The sequence below is a fragment of the Chloroflexia bacterium SDU3-3 genome (assembly GCA_009268125.1).
Lineage (GTDB): Bacteria > Chloroflexota > Chloroflexia > Chloroflexales > Roseiflexaceae > SDU3-3.
The window spans coordinates 175357-194653 of record WBOU01000009.1; the positions used below are offsets into that span (position 1 = coordinate 175357).

Annotated in this window: 15 protein-coding genes; 9 read left to right on the top strand and 6 right to left on the bottom strand. The window is 63.9% G+C overall.

The annotated features are described in order from the left end of the window. Positions 1–11 precede the first annotated feature (11 nt). The 9 genes from F8S13_16365 to F8S13_16405 all read left to right on the top strand — a co-directional run bounded on the left by F8S13_16365 (position 12) and on the right by F8S13_16405 (position 10484). Positions 12–2036, top strand: a complete 2025-nt coding sequence (locus tag F8S13_16365; GenBank protein ID KAB8142113.1) for a hypothetical protein — start codon at positions 12–14, stop codon at positions 2034–2036. Positions 2037–2075: 39 nt separating this feature from the next. Next, complete coding sequence (locus F8S13_16370; protein KAB8142114.1) at positions 2076–3506, top strand: hypothetical protein; 1431 nt, start codon at positions 2076–2078, stop codon at positions 3504–3506. A 41-nt stretch (positions 3507–3547) separates the two neighbouring features. Next, positions 3548–4459, top strand: coding sequence for a glycosyltransferase family 2 protein (locus tag F8S13_16375; protein KAB8142115.1), 912 nt, complete (start codon positions 3548–3550; stop codon positions 4457–4459). Beyond that, positions 4450–5652, top strand: coding sequence for a glycosyltransferase family 4 protein (locus tag F8S13_16380; GenBank protein KAB8142116.1), 1203 nt, complete (start codon positions 4450–4452; stop codon positions 5650–5652). Before F8S13_16375 ends, F8S13_16380 begins: the two co-directional genes overlap by 10 nt. A gap of 41 nt (positions 5653–5693) precedes the next feature. Continuing rightward, positions 5694–6629, top strand: a complete 936-nt coding sequence (locus F8S13_16385) for a class I SAM-dependent methyltransferase (protein ID KAB8142117.1) — start codon at positions 5694–5696, stop codon at positions 6627–6629. A gap of 5 nt (positions 6630–6634) precedes the next feature. Further along, positions 6635–7393 (top strand): class I SAM-dependent methyltransferase, encoded by a 759-nt coding sequence (locus F8S13_16390; GenBank protein KAB8142118.1) that lies wholly within the window; start codon positions 6635–6637, stop codon positions 7391–7393. A gap of 3 nt (positions 7394–7396) precedes the next feature. Beyond that, positions 7397–8419: a hypothetical protein gene (locus tag F8S13_16395; GenBank protein ID KAB8142119.1), complete on the top strand. Its 1023-nt coding sequence runs from the start codon at positions 7397–7399 to the stop codon at positions 8417–8419. A gap of 90 nt (positions 8420–8509) precedes the next feature. Next, a complete protein-coding gene (locus F8S13_16400; protein ID KAB8142120.1) occupies positions 8510–9910 on the top strand; it encodes a hypothetical protein in 1401 nt (466 codons plus the stop codon). Positions 9911–9992: 82 nt separating this feature from the next. Further along, positions 9993–10484 (top strand): hypothetical protein, encoded by a 492-nt coding sequence (locus tag F8S13_16405; protein ID KAB8142121.1) that lies wholly within the window; start codon positions 9993–9995, stop codon positions 10482–10484. A 59-nt stretch (positions 10485–10543) separates the two neighbouring features. Here the strand turns inward: F8S13_16405 and F8S13_16410 are convergent, their stop codons facing one another. The 6 genes from F8S13_16410 to F8S13_16435 all read right to left on the bottom strand — a co-directional run bounded on the left by F8S13_16410 (position 10544) and on the right by F8S13_16435 (position 19236). Then, positions 10544–11686, bottom strand: a complete 1143-nt coding sequence (locus F8S13_16410; protein ID KAB8142122.1) for a glycosyltransferase — start codon at positions 11684–11686, stop codon at positions 10544–10546. Next, positions 11686–13341 (bottom strand): nodulation protein, encoded by a 1656-nt coding sequence (locus tag F8S13_16415; GenBank protein KAB8142123.1) that lies wholly within the window; start codon positions 13339–13341, stop codon positions 11686–11688. The genes F8S13_16410 and F8S13_16415 overlap by 1 nt, the downstream gene beginning before the upstream one ends. Positions 13342–13482: 141 nt before the next feature. Next, positions 13483–15522 carry a hypothetical protein gene (locus tag F8S13_16420; protein ID KAB8142124.1) on the bottom strand — a complete coding sequence of 680 codons (2040 nt, stop codon included), beginning with the start codon at positions 15520–15522 and terminating at the stop codon, positions 13483–13485. A 120-nt stretch (positions 15523–15642) separates the two neighbouring features. Further along, a complete protein-coding gene (locus F8S13_16425) occupies positions 15643–15942 on the bottom strand; it encodes a DUF507 family protein (protein KAB8142125.1) in 300 nt (99 codons plus the stop codon). A 116-nt stretch (positions 15943–16058) separates the two neighbouring features. After that, positions 16059–18566, bottom strand: a complete 2508-nt coding sequence (locus F8S13_16430; protein ID KAB8142126.1) for an SUMF1/EgtB/PvdO family nonheme iron enzyme — start codon at positions 18564–18566, stop codon at positions 16059–16061. 271 nt (positions 18567–18837) lie between these two features. Then, a complete protein-coding gene (locus tag F8S13_16435) occupies positions 18838–19236 on the bottom strand; it encodes a response regulator (protein ID KAB8142127.1) in 399 nt (132 codons plus the stop codon). Between the last annotated feature and the right edge of the window lie 61 nt (positions 19237–19297).

The following is a 19297-nucleotide window of genomic DNA, read 5'->3' on the forward strand; positions in this document are numbered from 1 at the left end:
ACACTATCGCCATGACACGCTCTCGACTTTGGCTTTTTGCGCTTGTTGCTGCCGCCGCGCTGCTGTGGTGGGCTGGCCCCGCCGCCCGCTTGGCCGTGGTGTGCGGGCTGCTGCTATTTGCTCCGGGGTTTGTGATCGCGCGGCTGCTGCCCGGCCCCGATCTCGATGGTCCGTTCGTCGGCCCGGCGGTCTGGCTGGGCCTCAGCATCAGCGTGGTGGCGCTGCTCTACGAGGCGGCCACCTTCACCGGACTGGCGCTGGCCGCGCCGGTGCTGGCCGCGCTGGCGCTGGGCTGCGCGCTGGGTGCGGCGGCGCTGCTGTGGCGCGGCATGCCCGGCGAGCCGCGCTGGCCGCAGCTGGCGGGCCACCACTACGCGCTGGGCGCGGCGCTGCTGGCCACCATGGGCCTGCGGCTCTACCAGATCCGCACGCTTGCGCTGCCATCCTGGGTCGACTCGGTGCACCACGCGCTGCTCATCCGCGTGGCGATCGAGCGCGGCCAGGCCCCCATCGACCTGACACCCTACATGCCGATCACCGAGCTGCCCTACCACTGGGGCTACCACGTGCTGGCCGCCGCCAGCGCCCAGCTCGCGGGGGTCAGCGTGCCACAGGTGATGCTGTGGCAGGGGCAGGCGCTCAACACGCTGCACGTGCTGGCCGTGGCCGCGCTGGCGGCGGCGCTGTGGCGCAGGCCGTGGGCGGGCGTGGCGGCGGGCGTGGTGGTGGGCTGTATATCGTTCATGCCCGCATTTTATGTCAGCTGGGGCCGCTACACCCAGCTCACCGGGCTGCTGCTGCTGCCGCCGCTGGCCATCTGCTGGCGGGCACTGCTGCAGACGGGGCGGCTGCGCCACGCCGTCGCCTCGGCGCTGCTGCTGGCCGGTCTGAACCTGGTGCACTTTCGCATCCTGGTGTTCGCGCTACCGCTACTTGCGATCATCGCGGCTATCGAGCTGGCGGGCATGCCGCTAGCGCCCCGCGCGGCGCTGGCGGCGCTGGTACGCGCGGCAGGCGTGGCCCTAGCGGCCCTGGTGCTGACCGCGCCCTGGCTGTGGCTGCTGGCCCGCAGGCAGCTGAGCACGGTGATCGCCCAGCCCGAGGCGTTCTTCTCCGCCGATGCCTCGGGGGGGATCAACGCCGGGCTGATGTGGGCCGGGCAGAACCGGCTGCTGGTGGCGCTGGCGCTGCTGGGCGCGCTGTGGGGCATCGCCACGCGCAGGCAGGCCGCACTGGCTGTGGTGCTCTGGGTGGCGGCGCTGGTGCTGATGGCCAACCCACAGCTGCTGGTCTCCATCCTGCCAGTGGCGGGCATACCGCTGCTGCTGCTGGGCATCCAGCAGCGCCGCGCGGCGCTGGCCCTGGCGGGCGGGGCGCTGCTGCTGTGCAACCCGTGGCTGCTGCGCCTGCCCTCGTCGTGGCTGATCACCAACGATGTGGTGGTGATCAGTCTGTTCTTGCCCATCGGCCTGTGCGTGGGCCTGCTGTGCGATGGCCTGCCCGCCGCGCTGGCGCGGCTGCCCCGCGCGCGCTACGCCCCGCAGGCGGCGGGCCTGGCCCTGCTGGCGCTGGCGATCTGGGGCGCGTGGGGCCAGCGCGATATCATCAACCCCACCACGGTGCTGGCCACACAGGAGGATGTGGACGCGATCGCGTGGGTCGGCCAGCACACGCCGCCCGACGCGCGCTTCCTGATCGATGCGGTGCCCTGGCTGGGCATCGCACAGCGCGGGGTAGATGGCGGCTGGTGGCTGCTGCCGCTGGCCGGGCGCTGGGTCAGCACGCCGCCCGTGCTGTTCACCTACGGCCCCCAGTCCGAGGTTGATCGGGCGATCACCCACAGCCGCGCGCTGGCGGCGCTGGCCTATCAAGACCGTGCGTCCGCCGAGGCGCTGCTGGACCAGGAGCAGATCGACTACATCTACCTGACCCCGCAGAGCCAGAATCTCACCCGGGCATTTTCGAACAGAAAATCGCTTGCCGTGGTGTACCAGAACGCCAAGGTCACAATCCTTGCCGTCGGCCCGAACCCGTGATATGATCGGCCCGCAAAACAGAGTAGATAGTCACAGATCATGACCTCAGATACGCCCCAGATCAGCGAGCGCGAGCGCGAGATTCTGCGCCTGGTGGCCACCGGCGCGACCAACCAGCAGATCGCGCAGACGCTCAATATCAGCATAAATACGGTCAAGGTGCATCTTCGCAATATCTTTGCGAAGATCGGCGCGGCCTCGCGCACCGAGGCTACCGTGTACGCCATGCGCATGGGCCTGTTCGAAATGCCGCCTGGCCAGAGCGCACCTGCCGACCAGAGCACACCTGCTAGCCAGCCCGAGCCTGCCACACCCGAGCCGATAGTGGTTGCGACGGCAGATCCAGCGCCTATCGATGCCCAGCCGCAGTACGAGGCGCTACCAGTAGCGAACGCCGAGCCTGCGGTTCCCTCCCCAGCACCAGCATTTCGCCGCTGGATCTGGCCTACGCTTGGGTTCGCTGGCATCCTGGTCATCGTCGCTATCGCGAGGCTGTTTGCACCGCAGATCGGCACGCCGCCTCAGCCTACGCCACAGGGCAATACGCTCAACGCCAGCCAGAGCTGGAGCGATATTGCGCCCATGCCGCAGGGCCACGCTGCATTTGGCCTAGCCGCCTACGAGAGCAATGGGAAGCAGTACCTCTACGCGATCGCCGGCATGATCGGCAGCAGCATCGATAGCGGCATGCAGCGCTACGACATTCAAAGTAATACCTGGAGCAGCCTCGCACCCAAGCCAACTGCGGTGGGCGATATTCACGCCGCAGTGCTGGGCAAGCGGATCTATGTGCCAGGCGGCAAGCTTGCTTCGGGGCAGCCGACGGCCACCCTTGAGGCATACGACCAGCAGGACAACCGCTGGATCACGCTAAGCGACATGCCCGCTCCCCGCAGCGGCTATGCGCTGGCCGCATTTGAGGGCAAGCTCTATCTCTTCGGCGGATGGGATGGCAGCCGCTACTGCGACGAGGTGTTCAGCTATACGCCCGACACCGACAGCTGGCAGCAGCTCACCGCCATGCCCACCGCACGCGCCTTCGCCGCCACCGTTCTCGTTGGGCAAGACATCTATGTGGTCGGCGGCGAAAATGAGCAGGGTAGCCTGACATCTAACGAGCGCTACACCCCAGCCGATGACACCTCGGGCACGCCATGGAAAAGCCTTGGCCCCATGCCTATGGCGGCCAGCCATATCGCCGCCGCCAGCACCATCGCGAACGAACGGCAGATCTACACATTCGCGGCAGAGCTCGGCAAAAAGCATATGATCTACCATGTGGCAAAAGATGCGTGGGAAACGGTCGCAATGCCCCAGCCGCTGCCAGTAGATATGCGAATTGCGCTTGTGAATAACAAGATCTACATTATTGGCGGCCAGCTTGATGGAAAAGCAATAACCCAGGGCTTTATCTACCAGCCCGTCTTTGTGATCTTGCTTCCGCAGATCAATCAGTCGGATTCAAGGTAATATCGCCCATACAAACAGCCAGCAGGGGTACAGGCCCGCCCATGACAGCCGCCGCAAACCACGCCCAAACACACCGGCTTATCGTCGCCACGCTCAACTGGAATCGACCCGACGACACCATCGCCTGCCTTCAATCGGCGGCGCGGCTCACCTACCCTGCCGCCGAGCTCGTGGTGGTGGACAACCACAGCAGCGACGACTCGGTCGAGCGCATCCAGGCCGCTGTGCCCCAGGCCACCATCCTGCGCAACGACCGCAACGCCGGGTTCGCTGGCGGCTGCAACATGGCGCTGCGCTACGCGCTTGGGCGTGGGGCCGACTACATCCTGCTAATCAACAACGATACGATCCTCGACCCTGCCATGATCGACCGCATGCTGGCCCACGCCGCGCCAGATGTGGGCATGCTCGTGCCCGCAATCTTCTACATGGCCAGCCCCAGCCTGCCATGGTCGATCGGCGGCATGCGCCACCCGATCACGCTGGAGAAGACCGGCGACTCGGCGCGGCACTTTGGCCAGATCGCCCACGCTGACGCGGTCGAGCGCGACTACGCGGTGGGCTGCGCCATGCTGTTCCAGCGCGCTGCGCTGGAGCGGGCGGGCATGTTCGACGAGCGCTTCTTTATGTACTACGAAGATATGGATCTGAGCCTGCGCTTCCGCCAGGCGGGCTACCGCATCCTGCTGGTGCCCGCCGCGAAAATGTGGCACAAGGTCTCGGCCAGCAGCGGCGGCAGCAACTCGCCGGGCGAGCGCTACTGGATGGCCCGCAGCAGTGTAATCTTCTTCCGCAAGCACGCACGCGGGCTGCGCTGGCTGGCCATCGTGCCCTTCCGCGCGCTCTCGGCGCTGCGCACCACGCTGCGCCTGCTGCGGGCCAACAACGCCGCCGCCGCGCGGGCCTACTGGCGCGGGCTGCGCGATGGAATACAGGAAACTCCATGCACATAGCCATGCTCGTATTCAACCAGCCCGGCAAAGGCACCTACTGGCGGGCTTACTACCTCGCGCGCGAGCTATGCCAGCGCGGGATGCGTGTTACCATCATCAGCACCGCCCCCACCGAGCGCTGGCGCTTCCGCACCCGCTTCGAGCAGGGCGGGCGGCTGGCTCTCGTCGAGGCCCCCGACATGCTGCCGGGCAGCATGCGCTCGGGCTGGGATGTGTGGGCCAGCATCGCCCGCACGGTCTGGATGCACATGGGCCAGTTCGACCTCATCCACGCCTTCGAGTGCCGCCCCTCGGTGATCGCGCCCGCCCTGCACCACCAGTTCTGGCGGCGCATCCCGCTGGTGATCGACTGGTGCGACTGGTTCGGGCGCGGCGGCTCGGTGGAAGAGCGCCCCGACGGCATCCAGAAGACCCTACTGCGCCCCGCCGAGACCTTCTTCGAGCAGCGATTCCGCACCTGGGCCGACGCCACCACGGTGATCAGCCCATTCCTGGGCCAGAAGGCCCAGGCCCTGGGCGTACCCACCGAGCAGATCGCCCTGGTACCCAACGGCTGCGACACCGATGGCTGGGATCTGGCCGAGCCGCAGGCCGAGCGCGCCGCACTGGGGCTGCCCGCCGAGGCCCCACTGGTGGGCTACGTGGGCGCAATCTTCCGCCGCGACGCCGACCTGATGGCCCAGGCCTTCGACGCCATCCGCCAGCGGCGGCCCGACGCGCGGCTGCTGGTGCTGGGCTACTGCAACGTGGCCATCGAGCAGCTGGTGCAGCACCCCGAGGCGGTCATCCGCACCGGCGGGCTGGATGAGCCGACCCTGCGGCGCTACCTGCGCGCCTGCACCCTCGGCTGGGTGCCGCTCTGCGACTCGGGGGCCAACCGCGGGCGCTGGCCGCTGAAGATCAGCACCTACATGGCGGCGGGCATCCCCTTTCTCACCACTAGCATCGGCGACCTCGGCGCATTCGCCCAGCGCTACCCCGCCGGGCTGGCCGTGGCCCCCGCTCCCCAGGCCCTGGCTGACGCCGCCCTCGGCCTGATCGACAGCCCGGCCCAGGCCGCCGCGATGGGCCAGCTGGGCCGCAGCCTGGCCGAGGGCGAGCTTAGTTGGGCAAGTGTTGCTAATACTGTATATGGTGTATATAATAAATTAGAATCAGCAAAAATCCAGCGCACCAAACAGAACAAGGTATAATATCTCATCTTTGCCATACATGGATTAGGAGCTAATCATACATGGAACCGTTGCTTGAGGCAATACACTGTCCCCTTTGTGATCATGACAAAACACAAATTCTGGTAGAAAGCCCCGATCTTTTGCTGGCGCATCCCGACGAGCATGTGTTCCGGCTGGTCACATGCCAGCACTGCGGCCACATCTACCAGAACCCACGCCCCACCATCGAATCTATCGGCCGCTACTACCCGCCCGACTACGCCCCTTTCCAAAAGGCCATCGATGACGAGCCAAGCCCGTGGGTGCGCTTCAACCGCAGGCGCTGGCAGCATAAGATCTGCAGCGCCGTACACACTTATGCAGGGAAGCCGGGCAGGATCCTCGATATCGGCTGCGCCACCGGACTCTTCTTGGATGGCATGAAATCGCTCGGCTGGGAAACCGTAGGCGTCGAGCCATCCGATGTGGCGGCCCAGTACGCCCGCACCCGCATGGGGCTCAATGTCTTCCACGGCACGCTCGAGAGCGCGGCATTCCCTGACAGCAGCTTCGATGTCGTCACGCTCTGGGATGTGTTCGAGCACCTGCACGACCCGATCGCGACGCTTGCCGAGATCCGGCGCATCCTGCGGCCCGACGGAAGGCTTGTCATCAGCATCCCCAACCCCGATAGCTTTGAGGCCCACTTCTTCAAGCAGCACTGGCTCGGCTGGGATCTGCCCCGCCATCTCAACCTCTTCCGACCACTGCACCTTGAAACGAGGCTACGCTCGCTCGGCATAGCCGTCGAGCACAAGCGCTCGTTTATCTACGGCTACGCGCTTTTTGCCATGAGCCTGCGACAGAAGCTTCGCGGCAACCCGCTTGCCAAAATGGCCGACCTGCTGCTGCTGGCTCCCACCACCCGCGCGCTGGCTATGCTCTACTACGATGGCCCAGCAAACTGGTATAATCTGAGTTCGACGATCGTCCTCTTTAGCAGAAAACAGAGCTAGCCCCTATGAATACAGACCCGACGCCATACAACGTACGCTTCGAGATCGAGCTATACCCGCCCGAGGTCGACTGGACTCGTATCGCCTACGATGCGATCTACGAAGATCGCGGCATCCGCCACCTCGACTCCTTCTACTCTTGGAACATCAGCCTGCTCAAGCCCACCGCAGGCAAATCGCTGCTGGATGTGGCCTGCGGCGAGGGCGTGCTGCCCAACCTCGCCCGCCGCACCTTTGGGCTAGAAGCGTACGGCACCGACATATCGCTCGCCGCCACCCGGATCGGTGCCGACGAGGGCAAGCGAACGTTCAGCGTTGCCGTGGGCGAGAAGCTGCCCTTTGCCAGCAAATCCTTTGATTATGTCACATGCATCGGCAGCCTTGAGCACTTCCTCGATGTTGAGGCAGGCATGCGCGAGATGTCGCGCGTGCTGAAGGATGACGGGGTGGCCTGCATCCTGGTGCCCAACACCTACAGCCTGCTCAACAACATCTACAAGGCCTGGAAGACCGGCATGAGCACGGTAGACACCCAGCCGCTGCAGCGCTACGCATCGCGCGGCGAGTGGGCAATGCTGCTTGAGCGCAACGACTTCGAGATTGTGGGTACCACCAAGTACGATCGCGAGCGCCCGCTCTCGCTGAACGACGCGATCTGGTACACCCAGCACTGGCGCGAGCTGGTCAAGCTGGCGCTCACGCCCTTCATCCCGATCAACCTAGCGAACTCGATTGTCTATCTCTGCAAGCCGAAACGAGCATAGCCTATGCGCTTCCCAGGTTGGATAGCCCGAAGATGGAGCAGCAGAAATGTGCTCAAAGCATCGCTCGGGCTTCTTTCTGTCACAGCGCTCACCAGCTTTGCGCTCTATATCTTCTTGTATAAAAACGCAAAGACGATCAATATACAGGATATCATCGGCCACCTAGGGTTTACCACCTTCGCGATCACCAGTGCGATCTACGCCCTCGCCATGGTCTTCTCGGTAATCGTGTGGGGGTGGATGATGGGCACAGTCGGCCACAACTGGCAGTGGTGGGAACACGCGAAGATCTACTTCATCACCACCTTCACGCGCCGCCTGCCAGGGGCGATCTGGTACATGATCGGCCGCGTTATGATGTACGAGCGGCTGGGCGTACCCCGTACGCAAACCATCATCGTCGGCGGGATCGAGGCTGGGGTGCTGATCGCCAGCGGCCTAGTGGTGGCGCTGCTCGCATGGCCCACCAGCCTCTTGGGCCAGGCGCTCTCGCCTGGCTGGTTTATCGCTGGCGCGATCGGCTGTGTTATTGTGCTGAACCCCCAGGTGCTCGGCGCGATCATCCGCAAGGTCAGCCGCCAGCCCGACATCCAGGTCTCCTACCCCCAGCTGCTGGGCTGGATGCTCATCCACAGCCTCACTTGGGCATGCAACGGCAGTATCCTGTTTGCGCTTGCCAACAGCATCCACCCCCTACAGCCGAGCCAGCTGCCCGCCGTCATCGGGATCGGCGCAGCCACCGGCGTGATGTCCTTCTTACTTTCCATCGTGCCATTCGGCCTCGGCATCCAAGAGATCACCATCACGGTCCTCCTCACCCCCATCATTGGCGAGGCCGATGCCCTAATCGTAGCGCTGCTGGCCCGGGCGGTGCTCACCTTCAACGAGCTTCTCTGGGCGATCATTGGGGGGGTGTGGAATATCCAGGAGCTCTACGAAAGTATTAGGAAGGCAAGAATTTCGCTCTCTGAAGCCAAAAAACCAAAAGAAGTAGAGGCCATCGAGGTAGTACCACCAGCAAAATAATCCCTACGGGTTATTGCGCCAGCACCCACCAACCTTCATACTGTATCCGTAGAAACCGTCTTCGGTCTTACCCTTTCTAAGGAGACTTGAATGAAGCTCGCGAACACCGTAGCGCTTGCAGCTGTTGCGGCAAGCTCCCTGGCGATGGTTGGTGCCAGCCCCGTGCAGGCGGCTGCCAGCCACACCTACTCCACTGGCTTCCAGATCCAGAACCTGAGCAGCACCACTGCCAACGTTACCATGTCGTTCTACGCCCAGGGCAGCTCGTCCTCGACGCCTTCGGCGACGTTCTCGACGACTGTTCCCGGCAGCCAGTCGGTCAACTACTCGACCCTGCCCGACGCGGTGTCCGCTGGCTTCACCGGTGGCGCTGTGATCTCCTCGGATCAGAAGGTCGCCGCGACCGTCAACATCGTCGTCGATGGCGATGTCTACTTCGGCGACGCCTACACGGGCGTCAGCGCTGGCTCGACCTCGGTCACCCTGCCGCTGCTGTTCCGCGAGTCCTACGGGTTCAACACGTTCTTCAACGTGCAGAACACCGACACTGCGGCTGCTGCGGTCACTGTCACCTACTCCAACGGCGCAACCGAGACGGCCACCGTCCAGCCTGGCGCGACGGCCCGCTTCGATCAGTCGGCCAACGCTAGCCTGCCGCTCAGTGGCCAGGCTGGGTTCACCGGCTCGGCGGTCGTCACCGCCGACAAGAATGTGGCCGTCACCGTTGCCCAGGTGGACACCAGCACGCTGGCCAACTACAACGGCTTCGGCGACACCAGCAACCTGACCCCGGTCTTCCCGCTGATCAACTCGAACAACTCGGGCTACGTCACGGGTATTCCGATCACCAACGTCGGCAACGCGTCGACCGATGTGACCGTGACCTACACGCCTGGTAGCCAGGCAACCTACCCGAAGAACCCGGTCAAGAGCTGCACCGAGACCCAGACCATCGCTGCTGGCGATACCAAGTACTTCGCGCTGTACTCGCAGGGCCCCTCGACGGCTGAGACCGTGACCAGCGACTGCACCAAGGGTGCCTACTTCGTCGGCTCGGGCGAGGTCACCATCAACACGACCTCGCAGCCGCTGGTGGCTCTGGTCAGCCAGCTGAACTCGGCAGGCAAGAAGTCGGGTATCTACTCGGCGTTCAATGCCGCAACGGCCACCTCGACGGTGCTCTTCCCGATCATCAACGACCGCTTCTACGGCTACAACACTGGCTTCACGATCGTGAACGTTGGTACCGGCACCGTGAACGTGGTCTGCAGCTACGCTGGCTCCAGCTACCAGGACACCGCCACCCTCGGGCCGGATGGTGTGATGGGTACCCTGCAGACCAACAAGCTGGCTGACAAGACCAACACCTCGGGCACCTGCGTTGCCACCGCCACCGATGGCAGCACACCCAAGATCGTCGGCGTCATCAACCAGCTGTCGGTTAGCGCCGCCAAGGATGCGCTGTTCGTCTCCGGCGGCATCAACAACTAGGTCGTCTTTATAGCCAACCCCAACCTGGCTATGCAAGAAAGGGCAGCACCTATGCTGCCCTTTCTTGCGGTATGGAGGAAATATGCGTCATATGGTTATGGCCGCGCTACTGGCAACGTCCCTCTTGATCTCTAGCTGCACCACTGCACAAAATCCAGCCAGTCCTCAGCCAAACACAACAGCCGCCGCATCTGTAAATGTCAACCAGGCTCCCTCAGATAATCAGGCTGGAAATATCTCGGGAAAGCTCATTTATATAAAAGAAGATGGATCTCGTATTCCTTTCAATAACGCAGATCTATATCTTGGCGAGTTGATCGGTAACGAGCAGAATCCGCAGGCTATGGCCAGCATGTCACGTGAAAATTCGCCAAAAACTAATACCGATGCCAATGGTAACTTCATCTTCCAAAATGTGAAACCAGGCAACTACACACTCTGGATCGATACCCCTCGTGGCGCAATCATGCTGAACGCGCCCACCGATGGAAAGAACTTTATATTTCAGTCAACGGCGGGAAAAGTCACCAATCTCGGTGATCTGCCCTATAATCTGCCATTTCCCCCTCAATAGAAAAAAGCCCGAGTATCAAATATTGATACTCGGGCCTTTTCCATCTCCTCAGCGCTCACCTACCCCACTGGCAGCCCCGCAATTACCTCTACCAACTTCGCCCACGAAAACCGATCGCCCTGCTGATGCTGGACAAACTCGGTCAGGCGCACGCCACAGCCATCTTGGAAGAAATCCTCAATAGCCTGAGCGAGCTGCACCTCATCCTGCGGTGGCACGATCAGGCCATTCACCCCGTGCTCCACCACCTCGTGCAGGCCACCCACGCGCGTGGTGATCACCGGCTTGCCAAAGCCAAAGGCCAGCTGCACCACGCCGCTCTGCGTGGCCGAGACATACGGCAGCACCACCACATCGCATAGGTCGAAATAGGGGCGGATCTCCTCGTTGGGGATGTAGCTATTGATGAAGGTGATCGCGCCCTCGATCCCAAACTCACGGGCGTAGCGCACGTAGAAATCTGGGTCGGTCCAGAATTCACCCACCACCACCAGGTGCACATGGCGCTGCTTGAGCACCAGCGGCATCGCCTGGATCAGGTACTCCAGCCCTTTGTAGGGCCGCACAAACCCAAAGAACAGCAGGATGGGCAGTTCGGGATCGATACCATAATGTTTGCGCAGCTCAGCCGGCGTGGTCGAGCCAGCCGAGGTTGCCAGCTCGGCGTAGGTTGGGTGGTACATCTTCACCACATGAGCATCGGGCAACAGCGCCTGAAGCTGGTAGCGATCGGACTCGCTGTGCACGATAAAGGTGTCGCCCTGGCGAAGAACCGCAGTCGCAAGGCGGCGGTCGAGAATACCACCGCCGTCATGCGGCACCACATTATGGCAAATGTAGACAATGTGCGTTTTTGTATGCCGCTTCAGCCAGCGCGAGATCGCCGTCAGGCATGGCGTCCAGTAGGGTACCCACCACTGAAGAATGATCACATCAGGGGCATCAGCCCTGATCCGATTGCAGAGCCGCCACCACGTGATCGGGTTCATTGGGTCGAGCAGGTACTCGCACTCGATCTGCAGCGGCGCGAGGCTGGGGTCTTTGTCGGTACGCCCAGGGAAGAGGATACGCGGGTACTGGCGCGTAAACGAGTAGAGCCGCGTCCAGTGCCCGGCCTCGCGCAGATGCCTCACCAACAGCGTTGTATAGTGTGCGATGCCCCCTCGATAGGGGTAGGTTGGGCCAACCACACAGATGCGCACTAGATCTCATCCTCGGGCAGGGCGGTATCTGCCTTCCAAACTAGATAGTCGCCAATCGCCATATAGTCCAGACCACAGTTCTGGAATGTCCAGATCGCATCCGCCGGAGACGAGACGATCGGCTGCGAGTCGATGTTAAAGCTGGTGTTCATCACCGCGGGCACACCGCTCAGCTCGTAGAAGGCATTGATCATGCCCCAGTAGCGCGGCTGGATCTCGCGCGAGACCGTCTGCGGGCGGCACGAGTTGTCCACATGGATGGCGCTGGCCATGCTGACGCACTTCTCGGGCTTGGTCTGGAAGGCCATGATCATGAAGGGCGAGGAGGCCGCATCCACAATATACTCTTCCGCATGCTCCTCAAGGATCGAGGGGGCAAACGGACGCCAAGGCTCACGCCGCTTCACCTTGATGTTCACAGTATCTTTCATCTCGGCAATTGAGGGGTTGGCCAAGATGCTGCGCGCCCCGAGCGCGCGCGGGCCTACCTCGGCGCGGCCCTGGAACCAGCCCACGATCTTGCCGTGGTGGAGCGCCCGCGCGGTATCTTTAGCGATATCATCCGACTTGCGGTAGGTGCGGATGCCCGCCAGCTGCAGCGCCTGCTCGATCTCGTCATTGCCAAACTCTGGCCCCCAGAACGCGTGGCGCATGTGGAAGGTCGGGCGTGTGCCGGTCAGCTTGATATGGGCAGCCAGCGCCGCGCCCAGAGCGGTACCCGCATCGTGCGCAGCAGGCTGGATGAAGATCTCGTCCACGTAGGGCGAGCGCAGCAGCGCCCCGTTCATCGAGCAGTTGAGCGCGACGCCACCCGCAAGACACAGCCGCCGCGATCCGCTGCGACGGTGCATATACGCCACCATCTGTAGCGCCGCCCGCTCAAGGTCGTGCTGGAGCGTGGCCGCCAGATCCTTGTGGTACTGCGTCAGCGGCTCGTCAGGCTTGCGCTGCGGGACATTGGCCAGAAAGCGCAGCTTCTCGGCCTTGATGATCTTTGGTAGCTCGCCCGACCAGTCGATAAACGGTAGGCCATCGGGATAGGGTGTGCCATAGGGCGCAAGGCCCATGGTCTTGCCCTCACCGCTATGCCGCTTGAAGCCGATCTTCCCCGTGATCTGCTCGTAGAGCACGCCCCAGCTATTGTAGTTGGAAAGGCGCTCGTAGACCTGCATCGAGGTGCCCTCGGCATAGCCCAAGAAGCCCGACTCGGAGCCGCCCGTCGCATCGAATGTCATGAAGTTCGTGCTCTCAAAGCCGCTGGCAAACACCGCGCTGGAAGCGTGGGCCACATGGTGGCTCACATACATAATTTTCTTACCGACATCCCGGCCCGGAATATGCCGTGCGTGCCAGGGTGTCTTGAAGGCCCAGCGGAGCGCGCCATGCCAGCCATTCCAGACACCAGTGCGGGTCAGGTGGCCATAGGCCACACCCAACGCGCGGCCAAACCCGGCAGCCACCACATCCACATCATCCATGGTGATACCAGCGGCCTTGAGCACATATTCTGTTGCCAGCACAGGTGGCATGAGCGGCGCATGCTTGATACGGTTGAGGCGCTCCTCCTCCACCATCGCTATCAACTCGCCATCTTTCACAATACATGCAGCCGTATTCCAAGATATAGGGTGACTTACGCCAAGTATAATCATCATTACCTCACTATAGGGACAGAAAAAACGTAGCTAGCATAGAGCGAAACATTCAAGCAGAATATTCAACAAGCACCATTATAGGGTTATAGCATTCAGTCCGATGCGATCTTTCCGATGCGATCTTTTCCGATAACATCTCAGCTATCGTATCCTCCAGATAGTCACGCCGCCCTTGGCGTAGACCTTCTCGTACAGGTCGGGTAGGCCATCCACCACATCAGGGCGGATGTATTCGGCCCCGCCCGGCGAGGTGTTGCCTGGCCCATCGTAGAGATAGCTGAACCCCGCACGCTTCAGCGCCTGCACGGCCTCGGGCTGCTCAAGGCTGTGGGCCATGATTGTCTCGTTGACGCCCTGCACCCAAAATTGGAAATCGGGCCGCTCGCCCGCCTCGGTGCCGTAGGGCGCGGGCTGGACATTGGTGGTGCGGCCAGCCAGGAACGTGATCCACCAGCCGCCATCCGAGCCAGTGTACACGCCGCCGCCGTAGGATGGAAAGCTATTGACAAAGATCTGCGCGTCCGCCGGGATCTCCTGGCGGATCCAGTCCATCGCCTGCATATCGGCGGGGAAGACCAGCTGATTCTGCGGTGCCAGGATCTGCTGCTGCCAGGGCAAGCCCCAGCCGATCAGCGCCACGCCCAGCAGCGCGGGCAGGCCCGCCCGCAGCAGCGGCGCACGCACCCGCAGCAGGCCCAGCGCCAGCTCGGCCCCGTAGGCCAGCGCCGCGCCCGCCAGCGGCATCAGAAACAGATACAGCCCGATCAGCACCGTGAAGCTGGTGATCAGGCCGGTGCCGGGCAGGTGCAGCAGGTAGGGGTTGGCCGCCAGCCATGTGAGCACCAGCCACCCGGCCAGCAGCAGCGCGCGCCACTGCCGCCGCCAGAGGCACAGCCCCAGGCCCGCCGCCGCCAGCGCCGCCAGCCACGGCGCCAGGTACAGCCCAAAGGCGTCGCCCACACCAGCGTCGGCGCTGACCGCCGTCGAGAGATAGTAGCCGCCGATCCGCAGCAGCGCGCCCTCGCGCAGGCGGATGAGCCACGGCAGCGTGGCCAGCACCACAGCCGCGCAGGCCGCCGCTCCAGCCCACACCAGCGGCAGCAGCCGCGCCAGCCAGGCCCGCCAGGTGTAGCCCGCGCCGCGCTCGTGTAGCCAAGCCGCGCTCAGCGCATAGCACACATATAGCGGCACAAAGCACACCGCGAACACCGCGATCCGGTAGTGTGTGACCACAATGCCTGCAGTTGTGAGCGCCGCCAGGGCCACCAGCCGCACCCGCTGGCCCCAGCCCAGCTGCGGCTGGTCAAGCGTCGCATCCACCAGCCACATCCACGCCACCATGATCGCCACCAGCTCGGTCTGCCCGCCCAGCTGGGTGTAGCGGCCCCAGTTCACATAGTAGGCGGGCATGGTGCTCACAAAGACGGTCAGCAGCGCGCCGAACAGCGCCGCGCCCTCGTGGCGCAGCAGCCGCCGCGTCAGCAGGTAGACCATGGGCGCGGCCAGAGCGCTCTCGACCTGGCCCACCGCGATCACGCTGGCGGTGGCGGGGATGCCGCCCAGCATGGACAGGAAGGCCGCCAGGCTATGGAAGCCGTAGTGGTAGGTGAAGGTTTTTAGCGGCGCGTAGGGCTGCCACGAGGAAAACAGGCCGCCGTGATCGATCAGCAGCTGCGTGATGATGGTATGGTGGTACGAGTCGCCAAACATCGCCACCGGCAGGTCGCGGCTCACATACAGCCGCAGCAGCAGCGCCAGCGCGGTGATGCCCAGCAGCGCCACGTGTGAGGGCGAGAGCGCAAGGCCAGCCCGCGCGTGCCCGCGCCGCCGCCACCAGCCCCAGGCCACCACCCCAGCGCAGAGCGCCAGCAGCGCCCATGCCAGCGCCGCACCCCAGCGCAGCCCCACCAAGCTCGACCCGAGCAGCAGCAGCGGGATAGCCGAGCAGCTCACCCCGACGGCCAGCACCCAGCGCTCGGCGGGGGCCAGCGGGCCAAACCACAGCAGCTCCAGCAGGGCCATGCCGGGCAGCAGGAGCAGCGCCGCAGCCGCCACGATCGGCAGCAGCGCGGGGATCACGTTCCGCGCCCCCCACAGCACCATGGCTGGGGCGAGCGCGCACACGATAGCGAAGATCAGCGCTGCGGCAAGGGCTTGCTTCCACCAGCTATACCTAACCAAAGATGGCTCATCTCGCAAGGCCACTTGCTCCATACCAGCCCCTAGCGCTGCAAATCTGTGTGCGAAAGCGCATTATACGAGCGCCAAAAAGGTGTGTCAATCGCAGCTCGGCGCGGCGAGCTAGAGCACATAGCCACGCTTGCGCGCGACCTCCTCTTTGTGCTTGCGAAACAACACGTCGCGCTCGGTCGCCTTCAGCTCGCGCTGGTAGGTGCCCAGGATGCGCTCGACCTCGGCATCGATCTCGGCCTCGACCGCCAGATCGGCCATGATGAAGTCGTAGATCTCCTTCACCCGCGCGGCGCGGCCTGTGCCGGGCTTCACACCCTTCGGCTCTTTGTACGACAGCAGGCCGCGCTGCTCTAGCTCATCGTGCAGGCGCTCAGAAATGCGGCGGACTTTATCCTCGGACAGACGCATAGCACCACCTCCCAGACCTATTCGCAGAAGCTGCTGCATTATAGCACCGCTCGACCGCAGCCAAAAAAGAAGGGCGGCAGGCAGAAAGCTGCCCGCCGCCCAGGTCGCACTCGCGGCTAGCCCTCATCCGCCGCCAGCGTGATCAGCGGCAAGCCCAGCACCACGCGGAAGCCCAGGTGGTAGCGCCAGTAGTCCACGGGCAGTCGGCTGCGGTAGGTGCAGCGCGCGTGCGTGGGCAGCGATGCGCACGACGAGCCGCGCAGTGTGTACGAGCCAGCCTCGTGGAACGATGCCAGCGCACCTGGGTAGCTGGCATACTCGCTCATGGTCCACTCCCACACATTGCCAATCATGTCGTGTGCGCCATAGGCGCTCTGCCCAGCAGGGAAGCAGCCCACCGGCGCGGTAGTCCACGCGCCGCGGCCCTCGGTGGTGTTGGCCGCACCGGACAGCCAGGCATCGCCCCAAGGGTAGGTGCGCTTGCTGCGCCGCCGCGCATCCCAGCTGGCCACCTTCTCCCACTCCACCTCCAGCGGCAGTCGCACCTCCATGGTTGCGGGCAGCAGCCCGGTGGCCCGCAGCTTCACCGTGAGCCACTGGCAGTAGGCCACCGCATCGCCCCATGTCACACCCACCACCGGCTGCGAGGGGTTGTTGTACGACTGGTCGTACCAGTATTTGGGGCGCGGTTGCGACGGCATCTCATCCAAAAAGCGGCCATACTCGCGATTCGTCACCGGGTAGGTGCCGATCGCAAACGCTGGTATGTCCACCCACTGCTGCGGCCCCTCATCTTCGTAGCCGTCGCGCGTGCCCAGCAGGAAGGCCCCGGCGGGCACCCGCACCAGCGGCGGCAGCATAGTGGCGAAGCGCGGGTCGCCCAGCTGGCCCAGCAGCATGCCCGCCCGCACCCGCTCGCTCGCCGCCACCTCGCGCATGCGCATGATGTCCTGCAGGCGCTCCTGAAGCTCGGCCAAGATGGCCCGCTCGGGCGTGCCGATCGACTCGAACTCGATCAGGCATTCGGCAGCCAGCAGCGTATCGCTCACGGCGCGCTCGCTTGAGTGCTGCGCGCTCTCCAGCAGCAGCCGCAGCAGCTCGCGCGCCGCATACACGCCCGCGCCCAGGGCCAGCTCGCGCACGGCCAGCAGCAGCGTCTCGCGCCAGCGCGGCTCGGCGGCTAGGCTATGGGCGCGGGTGGGGAAATCCTGCTGCGCGGCCAGCGCGCGGGCGGCCAGGTACTCGCGCAGCGAGCGCCACGGCATGGCGTACTCGCTCGACGACTCGTTGGTGGCCAGCAGGCCGTGGCGGCACAGCCACTGCAGCAGCTGCGGGATCACGTGCTCCACCGCGCGCCGCCACTCGACGCCCATGTGCATCAAGCTCTCGCGCAGCCACGGCTCGACCTCAGGGTAGCGCATGGTGGCTGGCATGTCGCCGCTCAGGTCGGGGCGCAGCTGCAGGGCCAGGGCCAGCGGCTGCAGCAGCGCCAGCCGCATCTCCAGCCGCGCCAGCTGCTCCACATCCAGCATGCTCGCGAGCGGCGCAATCGCCTCCTCGCTGCGGCGCTGCTCCCAGCGCTCCAGCAGCAGATCGATCATGCGCGTGAACACCACCCCGCGCGCGCTGGGCAGCGGCTGGCCCTCGGCCTCGGTGAGCAGACACACCACCGCGCCCAGCGGGTTGCTGGCCATGGTGCGCAGCCGCTCGTGGGTGCGGATGCTGCTGCAGATCCGCCGCGTGTAGCTTTCCGGCTCGTCAAAGGTGAGCGCGCTCAGCGGGGTGAGCAGCGGGTAGTAGGCGACGATCAGCGCATCAAGCTGCTCGTTTTCCAATGGGGGCAGGCTGTAGTGGCTGAAGCCAAACAGCGACGCGGTGGAGAGATTGGACAGATGGCGGCAGGTGAACACATAGCGACTATCGGGGTAGCGGGCCACAAAACGGCTGATCATGGCGGGCAGGTTGCGCCCCCGCTCACCTACCATGATCTCATCCAGCCCATCGATCATCACCAGGCCCAGCCCTGCGCGCAGCGCCTGCTCGATCGCGGGCAGCGCCGAGGCAAAGCCGTCGTGCTGGAAGGTATACTCGATCACATCCCAGAGGCCCAGCTGCCGTCCCGCCACATCCAGCGCCGCCATGGCGCGCGCGATGTCGTAGGAGTCGAGCACCACGGGGATGGGGGCGCTGTCGAGCATGCGCGGGAAGAAGGCCATCTGGCGCTCATCGCCGCTGTGCAGGCCGATGCAGGCCAGGGCCAGCCGCCGGATGGCGATCGTCTTGCCGCCGCCCAGCTCGGATGCGATCAGAATGCGGGTGTGGTTGTCGGCCAGCAGCCCGGCCAGGGTGGCGGTGGGCATACCAGCGGCCTGCGGCGTAAGATCACGCTCGATATAGATATCGCTGAGCGGCAGGGCTGGGCCGCGCCACTCGGCGAGGCCGTCGAGCGAGATATAGCCCAGTCGGTCGCCCACGGTGCGCAGATACGCACGCAACGTGCTGTTCTGGTGAGCACCCAGCACGATCGTCGCGCTCAGGCCGCGATCCGAGGCGGTATCGCCGGGCTGCTCATCCACATCCGCACCAAGGGAGGCAAGCTCGGCCTTCACCTGAGCGATCTGCATCCTGGTATCATCCAGCTGATGTCGGATATGCAACGGGGTGAGAGGCCCAAAGTGAGAGCATTGCTCTTCGAGATAGGCCACAGTCCGCCGATGGATGGCAAGCCGCGTTTGCAGCGATGAGATTGGATCGACACCAATGGCCATGCGGTATGTATACTCCTGGCACAACAGGCGCGGGAATACATCGATATCGTTAAAAAGCGCGGATGGCTAGCGAGCATTGCTGCTCACCGCCGGTTCCGCGCATTCGACACAATCATTATGACCCTTGTTAGGCAAATCGTGACATGAGCGGAATAGTAGGTTGTAGGAAAGATGAGACCTCTTGTAGCAGGGCGTCAAGGTTGAACGGCTTGAAGATCACGCGCTGGATACCCGCGCGGCGGGCGGCATAGAGCGTAGCGCCCACACCATAGGCGGTCATGGCGATGATCGGGACATCCTCGTGCAGCGGATCGGATCGGAGCTGGCGGGCAACCTCAAGCCCATCGATACCCGGCAGATTGATATCCATCACGATCAGCGATGGGCGATGGCGATGGGCTTTCTGGACAGCTTCAAGGCCGCTTTCGGCCTCGATGACACGGCAGCCATTCTTGGTGAGAAGTCGCGTGACGATCTTGCGAATATCGGCGGAATCATCAACTACCAGAACAAGGTTGGTTGTCATGGGCGTGCCTTCCCATCTGTATATGCATGCGGGACGAGATCTGGCAGGGTATCGCAACGGG